Annotated in this window: 21 protein-coding genes; 12 read left to right on the top strand and 9 right to left on the bottom strand. The window is 70.8% G+C overall.

Features of this window, described 5'->3' with window-relative positions; all coding sequences use genetic code 11:
* Nucleotides 1-168: 168 nt before the first annotated feature.
* Nucleotides 169-483: a hypothetical protein gene (locus ABZ490_RS09795; protein WP_067255432.1), complete on the bottom strand. Its 315-nt coding sequence runs from the start codon at nt 481-483 to the stop codon at nt 169-171.
* Between the two features lie 287 nt (nt 484-770).
* On the opposite strand from ABZ490_RS09795, the gene rpsF reads away from it, so the two are divergent.
* The 4 genes from rpsF to rplI all read left to right on the top strand — a co-directional run bounded on the left by rpsF (nt 771) and on the right by rplI (nt 2490).
* Entirely contained in the window at nt 771-1061 is a 291-nt protein-coding gene (gene rpsF / locus ABZ490_RS09790) for a 30S ribosomal protein S6 (protein WP_007383258.1), read from the top strand.
* A gap of 81 nt (nt 1062-1142) precedes the next feature.
* Complete coding sequence (locus ABZ490_RS09785) at nt 1143-1748, top strand: single-stranded DNA-binding protein (RefSeq protein WP_358986981.1); 606 nt, start codon at nt 1143-1145, stop codon at nt 1746-1748.
* Nucleotides 1749-1788: 40 nt separating this feature from the next.
* Nucleotides 1789-2025: a 30S ribosomal protein S18 gene (gene rpsR / locus ABZ490_RS09780; RefSeq protein WP_003949403.1), complete on the top strand. Its 237-nt coding sequence runs from the start codon at nt 1789-1791 to the stop codon at nt 2023-2025.
* Nucleotides 2026-2043: 18 nt separating this feature from the next.
* The gene (rplI, locus tag ABZ490_RS09775) at nt 2044-2490 is read left to right on the top strand and encodes a 50S ribosomal protein L9 (RefSeq protein WP_358986978.1); all 447 of its coding nucleotides are present in this window, start codon (nt 2044-2046) and stop codon (nt 2488-2490) included.
* Between the two features lie 174 nt (nt 2491-2664).
* On the opposite strand, the gene ABZ490_RS09770 is transcribed toward rplI, so the two are convergent.
* On the bottom strand, nt 2665-4002 hold the full coding sequence (locus ABZ490_RS09770; protein WP_358986976.1) for an MATE family efflux transporter: 1338 nt from the start codon (nt 4000-4002) through the stop codon (nt 2665-2667).
* Between the two features lie 459 nt (nt 4003-4461).
* On the opposite strand from ABZ490_RS09770, the gene dnaB reads away from it, so the two are divergent.
* The 4 genes from dnaB to ABZ490_RS09750 all read left to right on the top strand — a co-directional run bounded on the left by dnaB (nt 4462) and on the right by ABZ490_RS09750 (nt 9355).
* Nucleotides 4462-5934: a replicative DNA helicase gene (gene dnaB, locus ABZ490_RS09765; RefSeq protein WP_358986973.1), complete on the top strand. Its 1473-nt coding sequence runs from the start codon at nt 4462-4464 to the stop codon at nt 5932-5934.
* A 557-nt stretch (nt 5935-6491) separates the two neighbouring features.
* Nucleotides 6492-7184, top strand: a complete 693-nt coding sequence (locus tag ABZ490_RS09760) for an SDR family oxidoreductase (protein ID WP_358986970.1) — start codon at nt 6492-6494, stop codon at nt 7182-7184.
* Nucleotides 7185-7304: 120 nt separating this feature from the next.
* Nucleotides 7305-7973: an SMI1/KNR4 family protein gene (locus tag ABZ490_RS09755; RefSeq protein WP_358986967.1), complete on the top strand. Its 669-nt coding sequence runs from the start codon at nt 7305-7307 to the stop codon at nt 7971-7973.
* The gene (locus ABZ490_RS09750) at nt 7970-9355 is read left to right on the top strand and encodes a serine hydrolase domain-containing protein (protein WP_358986964.1); all 1386 of its coding nucleotides are present in this window, start codon (nt 7970-7972) and stop codon (nt 9353-9355) included. The genes ABZ490_RS09755 and ABZ490_RS09750 overlap by 4 nt, the downstream gene beginning before the upstream one ends.
* Nucleotides 9356-9413: 58 nt before the next feature.
* Here ABZ490_RS09750 and ABZ490_RS09745 read toward each other — a convergent pair whose 3' ends face one another.
* A complete protein-coding gene (locus ABZ490_RS09745) occupies nt 9414-9866 on the bottom strand; it encodes a GNAT family N-acetyltransferase (RefSeq protein WP_358986962.1) in 453 nt (150 codons plus the stop codon).
* A 33-nt stretch (nt 9867-9899) separates the two neighbouring features.
* Nucleotides 9900-10364 carry a MarR family transcriptional regulator gene (locus ABZ490_RS09740; protein ID WP_358986959.1) on the bottom strand — a complete coding sequence of 155 codons (465 nt, stop codon included), beginning with the start codon at nt 10362-10364 and terminating at the stop codon, nt 9900-9902.
* A gap of 141 nt (nt 10365-10505) precedes the next feature.
* On the opposite strand from ABZ490_RS09740, the gene ABZ490_RS09735 reads away from it, so the two are divergent.
* Both ABZ490_RS09735 and ABZ490_RS09730 read left to right on the top strand, forming a co-directional pair.
* Entirely contained in the window at nt 10506-11711 is a 1206-nt protein-coding gene (locus ABZ490_RS09735) for an MFS transporter (RefSeq protein WP_358986956.1), read from the top strand.
* Between the two features lie 53 nt (nt 11712-11764).
* A complete protein-coding gene (locus ABZ490_RS09730; protein ID WP_358986954.1) occupies nt 11765-12187 on the top strand; it encodes a heme-binding protein in 423 nt (140 codons plus the stop codon).
* A 14-nt stretch (nt 12188-12201) separates the two neighbouring features.
* On the opposite strand, the gene ABZ490_RS09725 is transcribed toward ABZ490_RS09730, so the two are convergent.
* Nucleotides 12202-13068, bottom strand: coding sequence for a GNAT family N-acetyltransferase (locus ABZ490_RS09725; protein WP_358986951.1), 867 nt, complete (start codon nt 13066-13068; stop codon nt 12202-12204).
* A gap of 147 nt (nt 13069-13215) precedes the next feature.
* On the opposite strand from ABZ490_RS09725, the gene ABZ490_RS09720 reads away from it, so the two are divergent.
* Together ABZ490_RS09720 and ABZ490_RS09715 are read left to right on the top strand one after the other, a co-directional pair.
* Complete coding sequence (locus ABZ490_RS09720) at nt 13216-13848, top strand: HAD-IB family phosphatase (RefSeq protein WP_358986948.1); 633 nt, start codon at nt 13216-13218, stop codon at nt 13846-13848.
* A 304-nt stretch (nt 13849-14152) separates the two neighbouring features.
* Nucleotides 14153-15904 carry a globin domain-containing protein gene (locus tag ABZ490_RS09715; protein WP_358986945.1) on the top strand — a complete coding sequence of 584 codons (1752 nt, stop codon included), beginning with the start codon at nt 14153-14155 and terminating at the stop codon, nt 15902-15904.
* A 21-nt stretch (nt 15905-15925) separates the two neighbouring features.
* On the opposite strand, the gene ABZ490_RS09710 is transcribed toward ABZ490_RS09715, so the two are convergent.
* From ABZ490_RS09710 to ABZ490_RS09695, 4 genes are all read right to left on the bottom strand, one after another.
* Nucleotides 15926-16408: an NUDIX hydrolase gene (locus tag ABZ490_RS09710; protein ID WP_055635816.1), complete on the bottom strand. Its 483-nt coding sequence runs from the start codon at nt 16406-16408 to the stop codon at nt 15926-15928.
* Between the two features lie 99 nt (nt 16409-16507).
* Nucleotides 16508-17413 (bottom strand): LysR family transcriptional regulator, encoded by a 906-nt coding sequence (locus ABZ490_RS09705; protein ID WP_358986941.1) that lies wholly within the window; start codon nt 17411-17413, stop codon nt 16508-16510.
* A 232-nt stretch (nt 17414-17645) separates the two neighbouring features.
* Entirely contained in the window at nt 17646-18803 is a 1158-nt protein-coding gene (locus ABZ490_RS09700; RefSeq protein ID WP_358986938.1) for a cystathionine gamma-lyase, read from the bottom strand.
* Nucleotides 18800-19291 carry a low molecular weight protein-tyrosine-phosphatase gene (locus tag ABZ490_RS09695; RefSeq protein WP_358986936.1) on the bottom strand — a complete coding sequence of 164 codons (492 nt, stop codon included), beginning with the start codon at nt 19289-19291 and terminating at the stop codon, nt 18800-18802. Before ABZ490_RS09695 ends, ABZ490_RS09700 begins: the two co-directional genes overlap by 4 nt.
* Between the last annotated feature and the right edge of the window lie 5 nt (nt 19292-19296).

Below are 19296 nucleotides of genomic sequence, written 5' to 3'. Positions count from 1 at the left end.
TCGCCGAAGCCTACTGCGCCGTGCGCGGGGCCAGACTGGGCGTACGGCACCTTCGCCCCGGCCAGTTGGGGGGCCGGGGCGTTACGTCAGGGTTCGTAGGTGTCCTACGAGTCCCGCGGCGCGGACGGTGTGCGTGGTGCGGTGGTGCGCCGGCCGGGCCGGGTCAGGTCACCACAGGCTGCCGAAGAGGCCGCCGTGCGCCATTCCGAGGAAGAAGCCGACGCCGGAGGCGCCGAGACCCAGGATCAGACCGAAGCGCTGGCGGGTGGTCTCGGAGATCCACTGGCCGTACGCGCCGGTCAGGATCCCCACCAGACCGGTCCATGAGCTGAGCAGATGGAGGTTGTCGAACTGCGCGGTGACGAAGGACACGACTCCCAGGACCAGGGTCACCGCCATGAGGGTGTCCTGGACGGGATGGGGCTTTCCATCGGTGGCGAAGAGAGATCCGACTCCGGTGTTGGGTCGCAATGCCTGTGCCATGGGGCACCTCCTGCGGAAGACGGCGCACTGTAGCGCCATACACACCCGATGTGTACAGATTGGCTGCCCTCGCGGCCGGATTTCAACCGGAAGCAGGTGTGCGGGTAGTCTGTACCCTCTGCACCGGTGTCTGCCCAGGCACAGCCAGGGACTCCGCCCTGATCAGAGCGGGGACGTCGGCATCCGACCCCCGATTGTCAGTGGCGGCCGATACCGTTGCGTACGCATCACAACCCTCCTGCCACGGAACGACCGTGGCCGCTGAGTCCGAAGGAGGTGGGTTCCACATGCGTCACTACGAGGTGATGGTCATCCTCGACCCCGATCTGGAGGAGCGCGCTGTCGCCCCCCTGATCGAGAACTTCCTCTCCGTCGTCCGTGAGGGCAACGGCAAGGTCGAGAAGGTCGACACCTGGGGCCGTCGTCGTCTCTCGTACGAGATCAAGAAGAAGCCCGAGGGCATCTACTCGGTCATCGACCTGCAGGCCGAGCCTGCGGTCGTCAAGGAGCTCGACCGCCAGCTCAACCTGAACGAGTCGGTCCTCCGGACCAAGGTCCTCCGTCCCGAGACCCACTGAGCTCTCCCGCTCAGTCGATCTCGGGATTCTGAGTAGCAGCACAAGCAGCCAGCAGCAGCAAACCCGCCGAGAGGTTCCCCCATGGCAGGCGAGACCGTCATCACGGTCATCGGCAACCTTGTCGATGACCCCGAGCTGCGCTTCACCCCCTCGGGTGCGGCGGTCGCGAAGTTCCGTGTCGCGTCCACCCCCCGCACCTTCGACCGTCAGACGAACGAGTGGAAGGACGGCGAGAGCCTGTTCCTGACCTGCTCGGTCTGGCGTCAGGCGGCGGAGAACGTCGCCGAGTCGCTCCAGCGAGGCATGCGCGTCGTCGTGCAGGGCCGGCTGAAGCAGCGGTCCTACGAGGACCGTGAGGGTGTCAAGCGCACGGTCTTCGAGCTGGACGTCGAGGAAGTCGGCCCCAGCCTGCGCAACGCCACGGCCAAGGTCACCAAGACCAGTGGTGGCGGCGGCGGTGGCGGCGGACGCGGTGGCCAGGGCGGTTACGGCGGCGGTGGCGGCCAGGGTGGCGGCGGCTGGGGCGGCGGCCCCGGCGGCGGTCAGCAGGGCGGCGCGCCGGCCGACGACCCGTGGGCGACCGGTGCTCCCGCCGGTGGCAACCAGGGCGGCGGCGGTGGCTGGGGTGGAAACTCCGGCGGCAGCGGTGGCAGCGGCGGCGGCTACTCGGACGAGCCCCCCTTCTAGGGCTCGCATCCCCACTTCTTGATCACACAGGAGAAACACCATGGCGAAGCCGCCTGTGCGCAAGCCTAAGAAGAAGGTCTGCGCTTTCTGCAAGGACAAGGTCACGTACGTGGACTACAAGGACACGAACATGCTGCGGAAGTTCATTTCCGACCGCGGCAAGATCCGTGCCCGCCGCGTGACCGGCAACTGCACGCAGCACCAGCGTGACGTCGCCACGGCCGTCAAGAACAGCCGTGAGATGGCGCTGCTGCCCTACACGTCCACCGCGCGATAAGGGAAGGGTGACCGACACATGAAGATCATCCTCACCCACGAGGTCTCCGGCCTCGGCGCCGCCGGCGAGGTCGTCGACGTCAAGGACGGGTACGCCCGTAACTACCTGATCCCGCGGAAGTTCGCGATCCGCTGGACCAAGGGTGGCGAGAAGGACGTCGAGCAGATCCGTCGTGCTCGCAAGATCCACGAGATCCAGACCATCGAGCAGGCCAACCAGGTGAAGGCCCAGCTCGAGGGCGTCAAGGTCCGCCTGGCCGTCCGCTCGGGCGACGCCGGCCGTCTCTTCGGTTCCGTCACCCCGGCCGACGTCGCCTCGGCGATCAAGGCTGCCGGTGGCCCCGAGGTCGACAAGCGCCGCATCGAGCTCGGCACGCCGATCAAGACCCTGGGCGCCCACGAGACGTCCGTGCGTCTGCACCCCGAGGTTGCCGCCAAGGTCAGCATCGAGGTCGTCGCGGCCTGATCGCGCGTCCGGCGTGAACAGCTTCGGCTGAACAGCTTTGGCTGAACAGCCTCCGCTGAATCGCCTAGAAGGGGCCACACCCACCCGGGTGCGGCCCCTTCTTCGTGTTCCCGTTCTCGCGCTGCGGTCCCGCTCTCGATGTTTCACGTGAAACGCCGGTTTCACGTGAAACAGTCAGCGGGTCGCGCCCGTGACGAGCCACCGGCCGGAGCGGGCCCGCAGCCAGAGCGTCACCATCCGCACCGTCATCATCAGCGTCAGGGCGCCCCACAGCGCGGTGAGCCCGCCGCCGAGGACGGGGACGAGTAGGGCCACAGGGGTGAAGACGGCGAGGGTGAGCACCATCGCCCACGCCAGATACGGCCCGTCCCCGGCGCCCATCAGTACGCCGTCCAGGACGAAGACGATGCCGCTGATCGGCTGGGACAGCGCCACCACGAGCAGAGCGGGCAGCGCGGCGTCCTTCACCCCGGAATCGCTGGTGAACAGGGGCAGAAAGACGGGCCGGGTCAGAATGACCAGCAGTCCGAGCAGCAGGCCGACGGCGATGCCCCACTGGACCATGCGACGGCAGGCGTCCCGGGCACCCTGGGCGTCGCCCGCACCGAGATAGCGTCCGATGATGGCCTGCCCGGCGATCGCGATGGCGTCCAGGGCGAAGGCGAGCAGGCTCCACAGGGAGAGCGCGATCTGGTGCGCGGCGATGTCCGCATCGCCCAGACGGGCCGCCACGGCGGTGGCGATCATCAGGATCGCCCGCAGGGAGAGCGTACGGACCAGCAGGGGGACACCGGCCTGGGCGGACGCCCTGATGCCCGCGGCGTCGGGCCGCAGCGAGGCGCCGTGGCGGCGGGCTCCCCGGATCACCACCGCCAGATAGGCGGCGGCCATGCCGCACTGGGCGATGACGGTCCCCCACGCGGAGCCGGCGATCCCGAGTCCGGCGCCATAGACCAGGCCGACGTTGAGGGCACCGTTGGCGACGAAGCCCGCGACCGCCACATACAGGGGTGTCTTCGTGTCCTGGAGCCCGCGCAGCACTCCGGTCGCGGCCAGCACGACGAGCATGGCCGGTATGCCGGCCACCGAGATCCGCAGATAGGTGGTCGCGTAGGGGGCGGCGGTGTCCGAGGCCCCGAAGAGCTCCACGAGCGACGGGGCCGTGGGCAGGACAACGGCGACCACGGCGGCGCCGAGCAGCAGGGCCAGCCAGATGCCGTCCATGCCCTGCCGGATCGCCGAGGTGAGGTCACCGGCTCCCACGCGGCGGGCGACGGCGGCCGTGGTGGCGTAGGCGAGGAAGACGAAGACGCTGACGGCTGTGGTCAGGAGGGCGGACGCGATCCCCAGTCCGGCGAGCTGGGCGGTGCCGAGATGGCCGACGATGGCACTGTCGGCCAGGACGAAGAGGGGCTCGGCGACGAGCGCGCCGAAGGCCGGAACGGCCAGCGTGACGATCTCCCGATCGTGCTGTCGCCGGATGGCCCTGGGGGGCGCGGGAGCCTGTGTCATGGGCATCAATCTAATCGTCCACAGGTAAGAGATGCAATGCAGATGTGACCCTTACCTCTCGTTGCGTTGCGTATCGCTTCCCCCCTTGCTCGAAGCGATCTTGCGCTGACGGGAAAAGTTTTTCTTCTGCACAGCCGGTGGATCGGAAAGATGCAGGTCAGGGGCTGTCGGTAGGAAAAGAAGAGGGCTTGTTCACAGGGCTGTCCACCGGGTCGTGCACAGGTTTTGCGGAGTTGTCCACAGCATCCGGGCCGTCGTCCACATGGCCTGTGGATAACCAGATTGGCTGACGGTGCCCGCGGGCCTACCGTGGTCCGGCGCCCGTTCCGTCCACCGGCCGGTGGAACCGTCACAAAACCGACGCGTCCGAACCGGAGTTGGGCCTCTCAATTGTCAGTGCCGTGCCGTAGAACTGAGGCCACGGCGAGGTCCGCTCGGCGGACGGGAGGAGGTGGCTCGGTGAGCATTTCCGAGCCCTTGGACGACCCGTGGGCCGACAGCGGACCCAGTGATCGTCTGCCCCCCGCCCGCCGCCGCGGGGACGGCGGCCGAGGCCGTGACGAACAGCACGAGCGGGGCCGGGACAGCGGTGAGTGGGAGGGCGGCTCCACCTTCGAGCGCGTCCCGCCGCAGGACCTCGACGCCGAGCAGTCCGTCCTCGGCGGCATGCTCCTGTCCAAGGACGCCATCGCCGACGTCGTCGAGGTCCTCAAGGGCCACGACTTCTACAAGCCCGCGCACGAGACGATCTACCAGGCGATCCTCGACGTCTACGCCAAGGGTGAGCCGGCCGACCCCATCACGATCGCCGCCGAGCTCACCAAGCGCGGCGAGATCAACAAGGTGGGCGGCGCATCGTATCTGCACACCCTTGTGCAGACAGTGCCCACGGCGGCCAATGCCGAGTACTACGCCGAGATCGTGCACGAGCGGGCGGTCCTGCGCCGCCTGGTCGAGGCCGGCACCCGCATCACCCAGATGGGATACGCGGGCGACGACGACGTCGACGAGATCGTCAACCGCGCCCAGGCCGAGATCTACGCCGTCACCGAGCAGCGCACCAGCGAGGACTACCTCCCGCTCGGCGACATCATGGAGGGTGCGCTCGACGAGATCGAGGCGATCGGCTCGCGCAGCGGCGAGATGACCGGTGTGCCCACCGGCTTCACCGACCTCGACTCGCTCACCAACGGTCTGCACCCGGGCCAGATGATCGTCATCGCCGCCCGTCCCGCGATGGGCAAGTCGACGCTCGCGCTGGACTTCGCGCGGGCCGCGTCGATCAAGAACAACCTGCCCAGCGTCATCTTCTCCCTCGAAATGGGCCGCAACGAGATCGCGATGCGTCTGCTGTCCGCCGAGGCCCGGGTCGCGCTGCACCACATGCGCTCCGGCACCATGACGGACGAGGACTGGACCCGGCTGGCCCGCCGGATGCCCGAGGTGTCGTCCGCCCCGCTGTTCATCGACGACTCCCCGAACCTGTCGATGATGGAGATCCGCGCGAAGTGCCGCCGGCTCAAGCAGCGCAACGACATCAGGCTCGTCATCATCGACTACCTCCAGCTGATGCAGTCCGGCGGCAAGCGCAACGAGAGCCGTCAGCAGGAGGTCTCCGACATGTCCCGTAACCTCAAGCTCCTGGCGAAGGAGCTGGAGGTCCCGGTGATCGCGCTCTCCCAGCTGAACCGTGGCCCCGAGCAGCGCACGGACAAGAAGCCGATGGTCTCCGACCTGCGTGAGTCCGGGTCCATCGAGCAGGACGCCGACATGGTGATCCTGCTGCACCGCGAGGACGCCTACGAGAAGGAGTCGCCGCGGGCCGGCGAGGCGGACATCATCGTGGGCAAGCACCGTAACGGCCCGACGGCCACCATCACCGTGGCCTTCCAGGGCCACTACTCCCGCTTCGTGGACATGGCACAGACCTGATCCCGAAATGTGGCTGAACGATCAGCCGCAATGGCCGGATATGACGACCGCCCTGATCCGCCTGGCCGACTACCTCGACTACAGCAGCCTGCTGCCGCACGAGCTCTGGCTGGACATCTGCCGCCGCACCGGCACATCGCCCGGCCAAGGCCGACGAGAGCCGCTGCCGGCTGTTCCCACGCATCGGCGGCCTGCCAACCGAAGCCGCACCCGGCTGCCGCAAGGCCGAAGAAGCACGCTTCAGGGCGGAGGCAGCCCGCGCCGCAGTCCTGCAAACACCCGAGCCGGCCGGGGAACTGGACCGTAAGGCACGTTCACCTTGTCGGGCAGATCAACCGGATCGAGCGTGGCGCCGGCAAGATTTTCGTAGGCGGAGATCATTTCGCCCCGGCGGTGGGCAGGAGAGCGGTCGGACCAAGTACCCGTGGGGGCTCGCACCGGCGGCGGTCGAGCGGGCCTGGAGTCGGTACGGCGTGACAACCCGGGCAGCAGCTCACCCCACGTATAGTGCAGGCGTTTTGGGGAACTGACGACCACGTCGCCGAGGAGGCCGTTGCATGGAGCCCGTGACGCTGATCACCGGTGGATCGACCGGAATCGGTGCTGCCACCGCCCGCACCCTCCTCAAGCAGGGCCACCGTGTCGCGGTCACCGGACGTGACCCGGGCAAGCTGGCCGCCTTCGCCGCTTCGGCCGGAGCGGCTGAGCGGCTGCTGACGATCACTGGCGACGCGGCCGAGGCGGAGGACGTCGCCGCCGCCGTGCGCCGCGTGGTTCAGGCGTGGGGCCGACTGGACAACGTCATTGCCAACGCCGGCTTTTCGCTGCCCGGCAACCTGGAGAGCCACGCCCCCGAGGACATGCGCGCCATGGTCCTCACCAACGTTCTGGGCCCGGCCCTGCTGGTGCGCGAGACCCTGCCGCAGTTGAGGGCGTCCAAGGGTCGGATCGTGTTCATCGGTTCCGTCGCCGGGGTGCGCAACACGCCCGGCAACCTGTACTCGGTCACCAAGTGGGCTGTGCACGCGCTGGCCGAGAACACCAGGCTGCTGGTCGGCAAGGACCGCGTCGGCGTGACCGTCGTCGCCCCCGGAGTGGTGGACACCGCGTTCTGGGCCGAGCGCGGCGGCACCCCTGAGGAGGCGATGACCCCCGAGCAGATCGCGGCCACGATCGCCTTCGCGCTCAACCAGCCTGCGGGCGTGGACATCAACCAGATCATCATGCGGCCGACCGGGCAGCTTGGCTGACGCGAGCCTTGACTCCAGCGCGCGGCGCCGGGCACAACTGGCTTACGGGCAGCTGGCCACCTTGGTGACACTCACGCCGGTGAGCGGGTACTTTGCGGCAGGACAGAGAGAAGAGTTCGCATGGACTCCCGGATCGCCCGCATCCGACGCAAGCTGGCCAAGGTGCCCTACGCCGCACTGCGAAGCCACTCCTTCGGCGAAGAGAAGCACGGGTTCTGCCTCGAACCCCCGTTGCCGGACGCCAAGGTCACCGAGTTCGAGGCCGACCACCACATCGAACTGCCCGATCCCTACCGCATTTTCCTCACCACACTCGGCGGGGCCGGAGCATCGCCTTTCTACGGCCTGCTGCCGTTGCAGTCATGCCGGCTGTTCACGATGGACCCCCGAGGCGAGCCCGGCCGCCCTCGGGGCTTCACGTTCGCCGGCGGCCCCCCTCACCGAAGCGACCTTTTCCTGCACATCATCGAGGCAGGGTGCACCGACCTGGTGCTTCTCGGCATCACCGGTCCGTTGGCCGGCCGTGTCGTCACCGGAAACGCCGACGGCTTCTGGGGTCCCGACGTCTCGTCGGCCACCGACTTCCTGGCCTGGTACGAACGCTGGCTCGACCACATGCTCGACGGCCGGGACAACCGTGACCTGGAACTGACCTCGCCCGCCCTGCGAGCTCCCCTCGACCGCGCCCTGAGGAAGCACCGCAGCGATCCGGGTGAAATGAGCCGGGTGATCGAGTCCGGGGAAATGAACTCGACGCCGCGGGTTCGGGCGGGTGGACTGGGCCCATGACCACACCTCAGGAAGAGCTGCTTCCCGGCACCCGGCGTGCGCTGCTGCACCGGATCGCCGTGGCCCAGGCCGACGGGCGTGCCCCGTCGCTCGTCGCCGCGGTCGTCCGGGACGGGCGGGCCGTCTGGCACGGGGCGCGGACCTCGGTCGACGGGCACGCTCCGGACGAGAACGTGCAGTACCGGATCGGCTCGATCACCAAGACCTTCACCGCCGTTCTCGTGCTGAGACTGCGCGACGAGGGAGCGCTCGACCTCGGGGACCCGCTGGAGAAGCATCTGCCCGGCACCGCGGCGGGGGAGCTGACCATCGCCCAGTTGCTCGCCCACACGGGCGGGCTGGCGGCCGAGACGCCCGGACCGTGGTGGGAACGCACACCGGGGTCGCTGCGGCCGGAGCTCGCCGACGTCCTGGGCGAGGGAACGGCCCTGCATCCGGCGGGCCGCCGTCACCACTACTCGAACCCCGGGTACGCCGTGCTGGGCGCCCTCGTGGAGAAGCTGCGCGGAGCGTCCTGGGAGGACGTACTCCGGCGTGAAGTGCTCGAACCCCTGGGCCTCGACCGTACGAGCGTCCGACCGCAGGCCCCTGCCGCGGGCGGCTGGGCGGTGCATCCCTGGGCCGATGCGATGCAGCCCGAACCCCTCGAGGAGTACGGGCCGATGGCCCCGGCCGGCCAGCTCTGGTCCACCACCGGCGACCTCGCGCGGTTCGCCGCCTTCCTGATGCGGGGCGACGAGCGGGTGCTCGGCGAGAGGACCCTGCGGGAGATGGGGACGCCCGCGGCGCCGGCCGAGGTCGCCGATCTCGCCGACGGAGCCACCTACGGGCTCGGCATGCAGGTCCAGCACCGGGACGGACGGGTGCTCGTGGGCCACTCCGGCTCGGTCCCGGGCTTCCTGGCCAATCTCACCGTTGCCGTGGCCGACGACGTCGCGGCCGTGGTTCTCGCCAACTGCACCTCCGGCCCGCTGCTGGGGCAGGTGGGCGCCGATCTCGTGCGGCTCGTGGCGGAGGCCGAGCCGTGCATCCCTCAGCCGTGGCGGCCGCTGCGGGAGGTCGACCGGTCGGTGCTGGAGCTGGCGGGCCAGTGGTACTGGGGGACCAGCCTCAGCGTCCTGCGGGTCACGGCCGACGGACTGATCTCCCTGGGCCCGGTGACGGGCGGCGGGCGGCGCTCACGGTTCCGGGCGAACGGTGACGGCACGTGGACGGGTCTGGAGGGCTACTTCGCCGGTGAGCTTCTACGGGCCGTACGGCGGCCGGACGGGACGGTGGACCACCTGGACCTCGGGTCGTTCGTGTTCACCCGCCAGCCGTACGAGGAGGGCGCCGCCGTGCCCGGTGGGGTGGACCCGGAGGGGTGGCGGGGGATCGGCTGACCGTCCCCGTGGAGAAGGGGGCCATGTTTCACGTGAAACATGGCCCCCTTCGGGTTCTTCAGAGCGGCAACTTGAAGCCCACGTGCGAGGCCACGAACCCCAGCCGCTCATAGAAGCGATGGGCGTCGGTACGGCTGACGTCGGAGGTGAGCTGCACCAACTGGCAGTTCTCCCGCCGGGATTCCTCGATCGCCCACTCGATGAACCGCGTGCCCAGACCGCTGCCGCGTTCGTCGGCGTGTACGCGTACGCCCTCGATCACCGATCTGGTCGCACCGCGACGGGACAGGCCGGGGATGATCGTCAGCTGGAGGGTGCCGACGACGCGCCCCTCGCGTACGGCGACCACCAGTCGCTGGTTCGGATCGGCGGTGAGCCGCTCCAGCGCCTTCCGGTACGGCGTGAGGTCGTCCGGTGACTCCCGCTGTGCGCCCAGCGGGTCGTCCGCGAGCAGGGCGACGATCGCGGGGATGTCCTCGGCGGCGGCGGTTCGGATGTCGAGATCTCCCATGGCCGCACCCTACGCACGCGCGACGGGCGCGTTCTACGCGGCAGCCGGTGCCTTCAGGGTCTCCACGACACGCACCAGCGGCGCCAGTTCGGGGTTCTCTGCGGCTTCGTCGAGGGCCTCGCGCAGCGCGGAGTCATTGGTCGGCCGGGCCGCGGCGAGCAGGGTGAGGCCTTCCCCGGTGACGTTGGTGTAGATGCCCCGGCGGTCGGTGGGGCACAGGTAGCGCTCCAGGAGGCCGCGGTCCTCGAGCCGGGTGACCAGCCGGGTGGTGGCGCTCTGGCTGAGGACGACCGCCTCGGCGACCTGCTTCATCTGGAGATGGCCCCCCTCGCCGTCGTGCTGCCGGCTGAGCACGTCGAGCAGGGAGTACTCGCGCACGCTCAGGTCGTGCCCGCTCTGCAGGGCGCGCTCGACGTGGGCCTCGATCCTCCCGTGCAGCAGGGAGAGGGCACACCAGCCCTGGGCAAGGGCGGTGAGCGCGGGGTCCGTCGCGGTCATGGGCGTTCTCCTCGGTCCCGGAGCGGCTGACACCAGGATAGAGCAGCGCCGCGATAGTCGGCGGTTGCACATAGCCCGCGTCTGCAACTATTGTGAACGCACGTAAAGCGCACCTGTAATCGTCTGGGAAGGTCCACCCCCATGCCTCTCGCGCTTCTGGCCCTCGCGATCGGGGCCTTCGGCATCGGCACCACCGAGTTCGTGATCATGGGCTTGCTGCCCGAGGTCGCGACCGACTTCGGGGTCTCCATCCCCACGGCCGGCTTCCTGGTGACCGGCTACGCGCTCGGCGTCATGTTCGGCGCCCCGCTGATGACCGTCCTCGGCACCCGGGTCCCCCGCAAGCGGATGCTGATGCTGCTGATGGGCCTGTTCATCGTCGGCAACCTGCTCTCCGCCGCCGCCCCGGCCTTCTCCGTGATGCTGGTCGGCCGGGTGGTCGCCTCGCTCGCCCACGGCGCCTTCTTCGGCATCGGCTCGGTCGTCGCGGCCGATATGGTCGCCCCGGACAAGAAGGCCGGCGCCATCGCCATGATGTTCACCGGTCTGACCGTCGCCAATGTGGTCGGCGTTCCGCTGGGCACCCTCGTCGGACAGCACATCGGCTGGCGGGTCACCTTCGGGATCGTCGCCTCCCTCGGCGTGGTCGGCCTGGCCGGCATCGCCCGGCTGGTCCCCGAGATGCCACGGGCCCAGGGCGTACGCCTGCGCCACGAACTGGCCGCCTTCAAGAACGCCCAGGTACTGCTCGCCATGGCGATGACGGTCCTCGGCTTCGGCGGCGTCTTCGCGGCCATCACCTACATCGCGCCGATGGCGACCCAGGTCACCGGCTTCGCCGACGGCTCCGTCACCTGGCTGCTGGTCCTCTTCGGGCTCGGCATGGTCGCCGGCAACCTCGTCGGCGGCCGGTACGCCGACCGCGCCCTGATGCCGATGCTGTACGTCTCCCTGGGCGCCCTGGCGGTCGTCCTGGCCCTCTTCACCGTCACCGCCCACCACAAGGCCCTCGCGGCCGTCACGATCGTCCTGATCGGCGCCCTGGGCTTCGCCACCGTGCCGCCGCTGCAGAAGCGCGTCCTCGACCAGGCGCACGGCGCGCCGACGCTCGCCTCGGCCGTGAACATCGGCGCCTTCAACCTCGGCAACGCGCTGTCCGCCTGGCTCGGCGGCCTCGTCATCGCCGCCGGGCTCGGTTACACCGCACCGAACTGGGTCGGTGCCGCCCTGGCCGCCGGCGCCCTGGTCCTCGCCCTCGTCTCGTCCGCCCTGGAACGCCGTGCCGGTGTCACCGGCAGGGTCGTCGCCGCCGGCGCCCCCGCACAGCGGGCGGCCGCCCACCACTGAACCCAGCAAGCCCGCACGTCAGCCCCACCCTCTCGCACAGCAAGGACCCCGTTATGAACACCACCACCGCCGTCGCGCCGCTCACGATCGACGACGCCGAGGCCCTCGTCACGGCCGCCCGCCGGGCCGCGGAGGCGGCCGGAGCCATGGTCAGCGTCACCGTCCTGGACGCGGGCGGTCATCTGCTGGCTTTCCGGCGGGACGACCGGGCCGTGCTCATCTCGGGTGAGACGAGCACGCGCAAGGCCTACACCGCGCTCCAGCTCGACGCCTCCACCGCCGACCTCGTCGACGCCGTGCGGCCCGGAGGCCCCTTCCACACCCTGCCCACCGCGCTCGACCGCCCGCTGCTGTTCATCGCGGGCGGGATTCCGGTCCACCGCGACGGCCGCCTCGTCGGCGCGATCGGGGTCGGCGGCGGCGCCCCCGAGCACGACCATGCCTTCGCCACGGCCGCCCTGGAGGCCCTGGCCTGACGTACGGCCGCTTCTCAGCCGGCCGCCACGGTCAGCGGGGCGAAGCGCCGGCTCCAATCGCCGGGCAGCTCGGCGATGCCATGCGTCATCACCGCGTTGAAGGCGACGGACTCCAGACCCCGGGCCTTCACCCACGCCAGCAGTTCCTCGTGCCGTACGTCGATGTCCGTGCGCAGCGGCCGGTCGGTGCGGGCCGCGAGGGAGGCCAGCAGAGCCTTGGCGATCTCCGCGTCCCGGGCGATCAGCGGACCCACCACCTGGGTGTCCATGTTCGGCCAGGCAGCCGCATAGCCGATGATCCGGCCCCCGTCCTCGGCGACCCGCAGCTGGTCGGCGAAGGCGGGCAGCCGTGTGATGACGTGGGTGCGATCGGCGCCGAACACCTCCTCGTCGAGCCGGAGGATCGCGGACAGGTCCTCGGCCGTGGCCGCGCGGGTGACGACGTCCGACGGCGGGCCGTCCGGGGTGAACCGCCCGCGCACCATCTCCGCCCGGGCCGTGGTCTTGAAGCCGAGCTCCTCGTACAGCGGACGGCCGTTCGGGGTGGCGTGCAGCGTCAGCGGCACCGGTCCCATCGCGGCGACGATGTGCCGCATCAGCCGGCGGCCCACGCCCTGCCGGGCGTGCCGCTCGGCGACCAGCACCATGCCGATGGCCCCGAGCGTGGGACGGTCGGGGGAGCCGTACGCGGTGACGACGCAGGCGGTGACCAGTCCTCCGGCGGGGTCGTCGATGCCGTACCCCTTTCCGGCGGAGAGGAGGAGGCCCCACTTGTGCTCCTCGCGCGGCCACCCCCGGTCCTCGGACAAGTCGGCGCAGGCCATGAGGTCGCGGTGCGTCAGACGGCGGATGGGCAGAGCGGCGAGGGAAGGAGTCGGCACGCGGGCCAGGCTGTCCGACGGGCGCCCCTGACGTCCACCTGTTTCCCCCGGGACGCACGCGCTTTTGGCCACCGCTGTTTCACGTGAAACAGCAGCCGTCAACAGCAGCCCTCACCATCGGCCATCTGTCCCGGTTAGCCTCGGCCCATGGCGAGACTGCATCTCTTCGACCTCGACGGCACCCTGCTGCACGGCACCTCCGCGCCCCGGGAGATCTCGCGCCAACTCGGCCTGGAGGCCGAGGCGGTGGCGCTGGACCGAGCCGCGGCCGAGGGGCGGATCCAGCCGCCGGAGTACGCGCGCCAGGCGCATGCCCTGTGGACGAGCCTCACCGAGGAGCATGTGACGGCGGCCTTCGAGGGCGCTCCCTGGCTGGCGCGCATCCGCGAGGTCTGGGCGGAGATCGGCAGTCGGGGGGAGTACTGCGCCGTCGTGTCGCTCTCCCCCTCCTTTTTTGTGGAGAAACTCACGGGCTGGGGCGCGCACGCGGCCCATGGCTCACGTTTTCCCGCCCTTCCTTTCACCGAGCCGGTGGATCCGGCGGGAGTTCTCAGCGCCGCGGCGAAGGTGGTGATCGCCGATCGGCTGTGCGCGGAGTTCGGAGTGACGCGCAAGGACTGTGTCGCGTATGGCGACTCGGGTTCCGACAAAGACCTGTTCGGAGCCGTGCCGGTCTCCGTGGCGGTCAATGCGGACCACCGTCTGGCGGGCCTCGCGACGCATTCCTACGCCGGGAGGGATCTGTGGGATGCCTATGAATTGGTGCGTCACGCCCGGTAGTTGAGGGAATCGACGGTTCACCCCCCGGCCGTTTTCGCAGGGAGGGAAGGGGGGACTTGTGTGGTCCACCGCGGCCGGTATGGTCGACTCCGGTTCGCTTTCGGAGTCCGGCGCGCGAGGCTCTGCGCACCCCTTCCGAACGGGCCGGGAACAGGGCCATGCAGCCTGATGGGGCGGAGAGAACCGAAGACCGCATGTCCGGTGTGCGCGTCGGCTGTGTGCGTGCGGAACCGAACGGAAAAGCAAGCCGTCTGCGGGGGAAGCAGGCCCTTCCGAGCCAGGAAGGGCGCAGACCGACCGAAAGATGTTCGAGGCGAGGCAGACCATGGACGCTCCGACCACCAAGTCGGCCGACAACGGCACGTCCGGCGGCGGGGACGGATGGTTCTTGCCGCGCAAACAGCCGGAGCCGGCCGCGGGGGGTGAACAGGGGACGTCGGACGGCCGCCGCCTGGCCGCGCTGCGCCCGGTGGGCCGTGGGACACCCCCGTCGGACCGCGGCTCCCGCCAGGCCGACGGCGACCCACCTCGGAGCGCTCCTCCGGCCACAGGGCAACGCGGGGAGGCGGACGGGGTGCGGCAGCCGGAAAGGGGGCCACAGAGCCCCTACGGCCCGTCAGGCGCCCCTGTGGCCCCGATGACGGCCCCGCCGGAGGCCGTGGGCGCCGCCCCCGTCGGACGGCCCCCTGCGCCGCGGGACCCGCAGCCTCCCGCCGACCCCCGCATCCCCGTCCAGGCCGCACAGACCGTCCCGGCGCGCGCGGGCACGCTGGCCGAGGCTCCCCCGCAGCGGGCCGCGTCGGCCACCCCCCACCCGTCCGGGCCTGCCGAAACCCTCAACTCCCCGGTGGCGCAGCCCTCCCCGCCCGCCGAAGCGGTACGGCCCTCCGCGCCCGCCGATCCCGTGGTCCCCGCCCAGCGTCCCGCCCCAGCCCAGGAGGCCTCTCCGGACGCCGTCCTCATCCGCCGGACCATGGCCGAGGTCGGCCCGGTGGCCGACAAGGTCACCTCGTACTTCTACGCCCTCCTGTTCGTCCGCCACCCCGCACTGCGCCCGCTCTTCCCGCCCGCGATGGACGCGCAGCGCGACCGGCTGCTGAAGGCCCTGCTGACCGCCGCCGAGCACATCGACAACACCCCGGTCCTCGTCGAGTACCTCCAGAACCTCGGCCGCGGCCACCGCAAGTACGGCACCCGGGCCGAGCACTACCCGGCCGTCGGCGAGTGCCTCATCGGCGCACTCAACAAGTACGCCGACGCCGTGTGGGACGCCGACACCGAAGCCGCCTGGGTCCGGGCGTACACGACGATCTCGCAGGTCATGATCGACGCGGCGGCCGCGGACGAGCTGCGCGCCCCGCCCTGGTGGCAGGCGGAGGTCGTCTCCCACGACCTCAGGACGCCGGAGGTCGCCGTGCTCACCCTCCGCCCCGACCAGCCCTACCCCTTCCGCGCAGGGCAGTACGCGAGCCTCGAGACACCGTGGTGGCCGAGGATCTGGCGGCACTACTCGTTCGCTTCGGCGCCCCGGTCCGACGGACTGCTGGCCTTCCATGTGAAGGCCGTCCCGGCCGGCTGGGTCTCCAACGCCCTGGTGCACCGCGCCCGGCCCGGTGACGTCGTCCGGCTCGGACCGCCGGCCGGCTCGATGACCGTCGACCACACCCGGGACAGCGGTCTGCTCTGCCTGGGCGGCGGCACCGGCATAGCCCCCATCAAGGCGCTGGTCGAGGACGTGGCGGAGCACGGTGCCCGCCGTCCCGTCGAGGTGTTCTACGGCGCCCGCAGCAACCACGACCTGTACGACATCGACACGATGCTCCGGCTCCAGCAGGCGCACCCGTGGCTGGAGGTGCACCCGGTGGTCGACCGGGACGGTCTGCTCCAGCTTCCCGACGCCATACGGACCTTCGGGCCCTGGACCGCGTACGACGCCTATGTCTCCGGTCCGCCCGGCATGATCCGCAGCGGAGTGGACGCCCTGCGCGGTGTCGGCTTCCCCGTGGAGCGCATACGGCACGACTCGGTCGAGGAACTCGTCGCCTCCGGCAGCTGACGCCGGGGGCGGCCTACGGGCTCATCCGAGATCGGGCGCGTGCATGGCCCGTACGCCCTCGATGTTGCCGTCGAGGTAGTGGCGCAGCGACAGCGGCACGAGATGGACGGACGCGATGCCCACGCGGGTGAATGGTACCCAGACGATCTCGTACTCCCCGGCGGGCTCGTCGATCTCGGGGCCGTGCCGCAGGGAGGGGTCCATGGACTCCAGGCGGCAGACGAAGAAGTGCTGCACCTTCACGCCGGTCGCGCCGCCGTCCTCGCCGATGTGTTCGACGGTGTCGACGAAGCAGGGGACCACGTCGGTGATCTTCGCGCCGAGTTCCTCGTGCACCTCACGGTGCAGGGCGTCGACGACGGTCGCGTCGTCCGGTTCGACGCCGCCGCCGGGCGTGACCCAGTACGGGTCCACACCGGGCTTGGTGCGCTTGATCAGGATGAGGTCGTCGCCGTCGAGCAGAACGGCGCGGGCGGTGCGCTTGACCACAGGTCGGACGGTCATGGGAGAAATGTGGCCCCGCATGTTCCACGTGAAACATCGCGAAACGTCACCGGGGGAGCGCACCCGGTGACGGCTGCGGAAAGTCCTTCCCGGGCCCGCTCAGCACCACTCGAGAGCCGCCTCCAGCAGCCCTTCGTGGGCGCGTGCGACATGCGGCATGGCCAGGGTGCCGGTCCGCACCGCCAGGACATACGTGCGCAGCGGCGGCACCACCGGTTCGTGCGGGGCGACGACGTCCCCGCGCTCCAGGGCGGCCGCGCACAGATAGCGGGGCAGCACCGCGAGCCCCGCGCCCGCGACGGCGCAGGCGAGCACGGCGCGCAGATCGGGGACGATCACGGTGCCCGAGGCGGCGGGGTGGGAGTCGAACACGGAGGCCCAGTAGCGGGAGACGAGCGGCATCGACTCGTGCACCTCGACGACCGGGAGATTCTCCAGCGCGGAAGCACCCGTGCGGCGGAGTCTCCCCGTGTCGATCCGCTCCGCCCACTGCGGGGCGGCGATCAGGACGTGCTCCTCGTCGCACAGGGGGGTGGCCGTGAGCAGGGCGCCGCGCGGCCGGGCCGTGCTGATGGCGAGGTCGGTGTGTCCGGCCGCCAGCCCCTCCAGGACCTCCTCGGCGGTGCCGAACGAGACCCGCAGGGCGAGTCGCCGGCCGTCGTCGCCGGTCAGTTCGGCGAGGGCGGGCAGGGCCCGTTCGGCGGTGAACTCCGGGGGCCCGGCGAGGTGCAGCGACCGCGGGGAGGACTCGTCGTCCAGTCCGGTCCCGGTGATCTCCACCAGGGCGTCGAGATGCGGAGCGGCCTTGTGGGCGAGTTCGTCACCGATGGCCGTCGGTGTGACGCCCCGCGCCTGGCGCAGGAACAGAGGGCGGCCGAGCTGCCGTTCCAGTGCGCGGATCTGTGAGGTGACGGCCGGCTGGGACAGGCCCAGCAGGGCCGCGGCGCGGGTGAAGGAGCCGGCCCGGTGCACGGTCACGAAGGTGCGCAGCAGGGCCAGATCCACGGTGCGTCCTCCTGCCTCTTCCCGCCTTCGTCCCGGCTCGGGGGCAGAGGCCAACGATAAATATGGCGATAGGCCCCTGCCGCTACTGTGATTGGACACTGACACAGAGTCAACTAGCCTTGTGGGCGCGGTTCTTCGCGCGCAGAACCGAGGACGGTCCGAGCCACGAGGGGGGAGGCTCGGACCGTCCGTCGCACGGAGGCGGGACCCCACGAGAGCGTCGGTGAACCGGTCACGGCGCCGACTCCCCCAGCGCCCGCAGCACGTCCGCCACCAGGTCCTCGGGGTCCTCGGCGCCGACCGACAGCCGTACGAAGCCCTCCGGTACCGCGTCGCCGCCCCAGCGCCCACGCCGCTCGGCGGTGGACCGCACCCCGCCGAAGCTGGTCGCGTCGTCCACGAGCCGCAGCGCTGCCAGGAAACGCTCGGCACGCGCACGCGTGGGCAGCGTGAACGACACCACGCACCCGAAGCGCCGCATCTGCCGGGCGGCCACCTCGTGGGCCGGGTCGTCGCGCAGGCCGGGATAGCGCAGCCCGGTCACCTCCGGCCTGTCCCGCAGCGCCTCGGCGACGGCGAGCGCACTGGCGGCCTGCCGGTCGACGCGCAGCTGGAGCGTGGCGATCGAGCGGTGTGCCAGCCAGGCCTCCATGGGCCCGGGGATCGCCCCGACGATCTTCCGCCAGCGCCGTACGGCGGTCATCGCCTCGCCGGTCCGCCCGGTGACGTAGCCGAGGAGGATGTCGCCGTGCCCCGTGAGCTGTTTGGTGCCGCTGGCCACGGCGAAGTCGGCGCCGAGCTCCAGCGGGCGCTGTCCCAGCGGGGTCGCGAGCGTGTTGTCGACGGCCACCAGGGCGCCACGCGCGTGTGCCGCCTCGACGAGCCGCCGGATGTCACAGACGTCCAGGCCGGGGTTCGACGGCGACTCGATCCACAGCAGCCGGGCGCCGTCGAGGGCGTCGAGCTGGGCGTCGCCGCCGGTCGGCGCGGTCCGCACCTCGATGCCGTACGCCTCCAGCTGGGCGCGCACCAGGGGCAGCGCCTGGTAGCCGTCGCTGGGCAGGACGACCGTGTCGCCCGAGCGCAGCTGGGAGAAGAGCAGCGCCGAGATCGCGGCCATCCCGGAGGCGAGGACGAGCGTCTCGACGTCGTCCCGCCCCGGCGCCTCCAGCTCGCCGATCGCCCGCTCCAGCCGGGTCCAGGTGGGGTTCTCGTCGCGGCCGTAGGTGTACGGCCCCGTCGGCTCCCCCGGCAGGTGGTAGTGCGCGGCGAACACCGGCCCCGGCAGGGTCGGTTCGTACTTCACCGGCTCGGGCAGCCCGGCCCGTACCGCGCGGGTGCCCTCCCCCGCGTCCCCGGGGAGGCCCTCGGAGGTGGCTGGTCCGCTCATGCCCGCCGTCCTTCCAGATCCTCGCGTACGGCGGCCAGCAGTCCGTCGGCCGCCGCCTCCACCATCCCGAGACAGTCCTCGAAACCGTCCAGGCCGCCGTAGTAGGGGTCGGGCACGTCGAGGTCGCCGCCTGCGGCGGGGTCGTAGGACCGCAGCAGACGCACCTTCGAGGCGTCCTGCGCGGTGGGCGCCAGCCGGCGGAGGGCCTTGAGGTGTCCGGCGTCCAGGGCGAGCACGAGGTCGAGGCGGGCGAACCAGGACGGCCGGAACGTCCGGGCCGTGTGATCGAGGGCGTAGCCGTGCTCTTCCAGCACGGCGAGGGTGCGCGGGTCGGCGCCCTCGCCCTCGTGCCAGTCGCCCGTGCCGGCGCTGTCGACCTCGACCAGCCCGTCGAGACCGGCTTCCTCCACGCGCGCGCGGAAGACCGATTCGGCCATCGGCGAGCGGCAGATGTTGCCGGTGCAGACGAAACAGACGCGGTACGTCATCGCGT

The organism is Streptomyces sp. NPDC005811 (assembly GCF_040630405.1).
Lineage (GTDB): Bacteria > Actinomycetota > Actinomycetes > Streptomycetales > Streptomycetaceae > Streptomyces.
The sequence above is the reverse complement of the archived record's forward strand: the minus strand, read 5'-3'. Positions and strand labels throughout refer to the sequence as shown.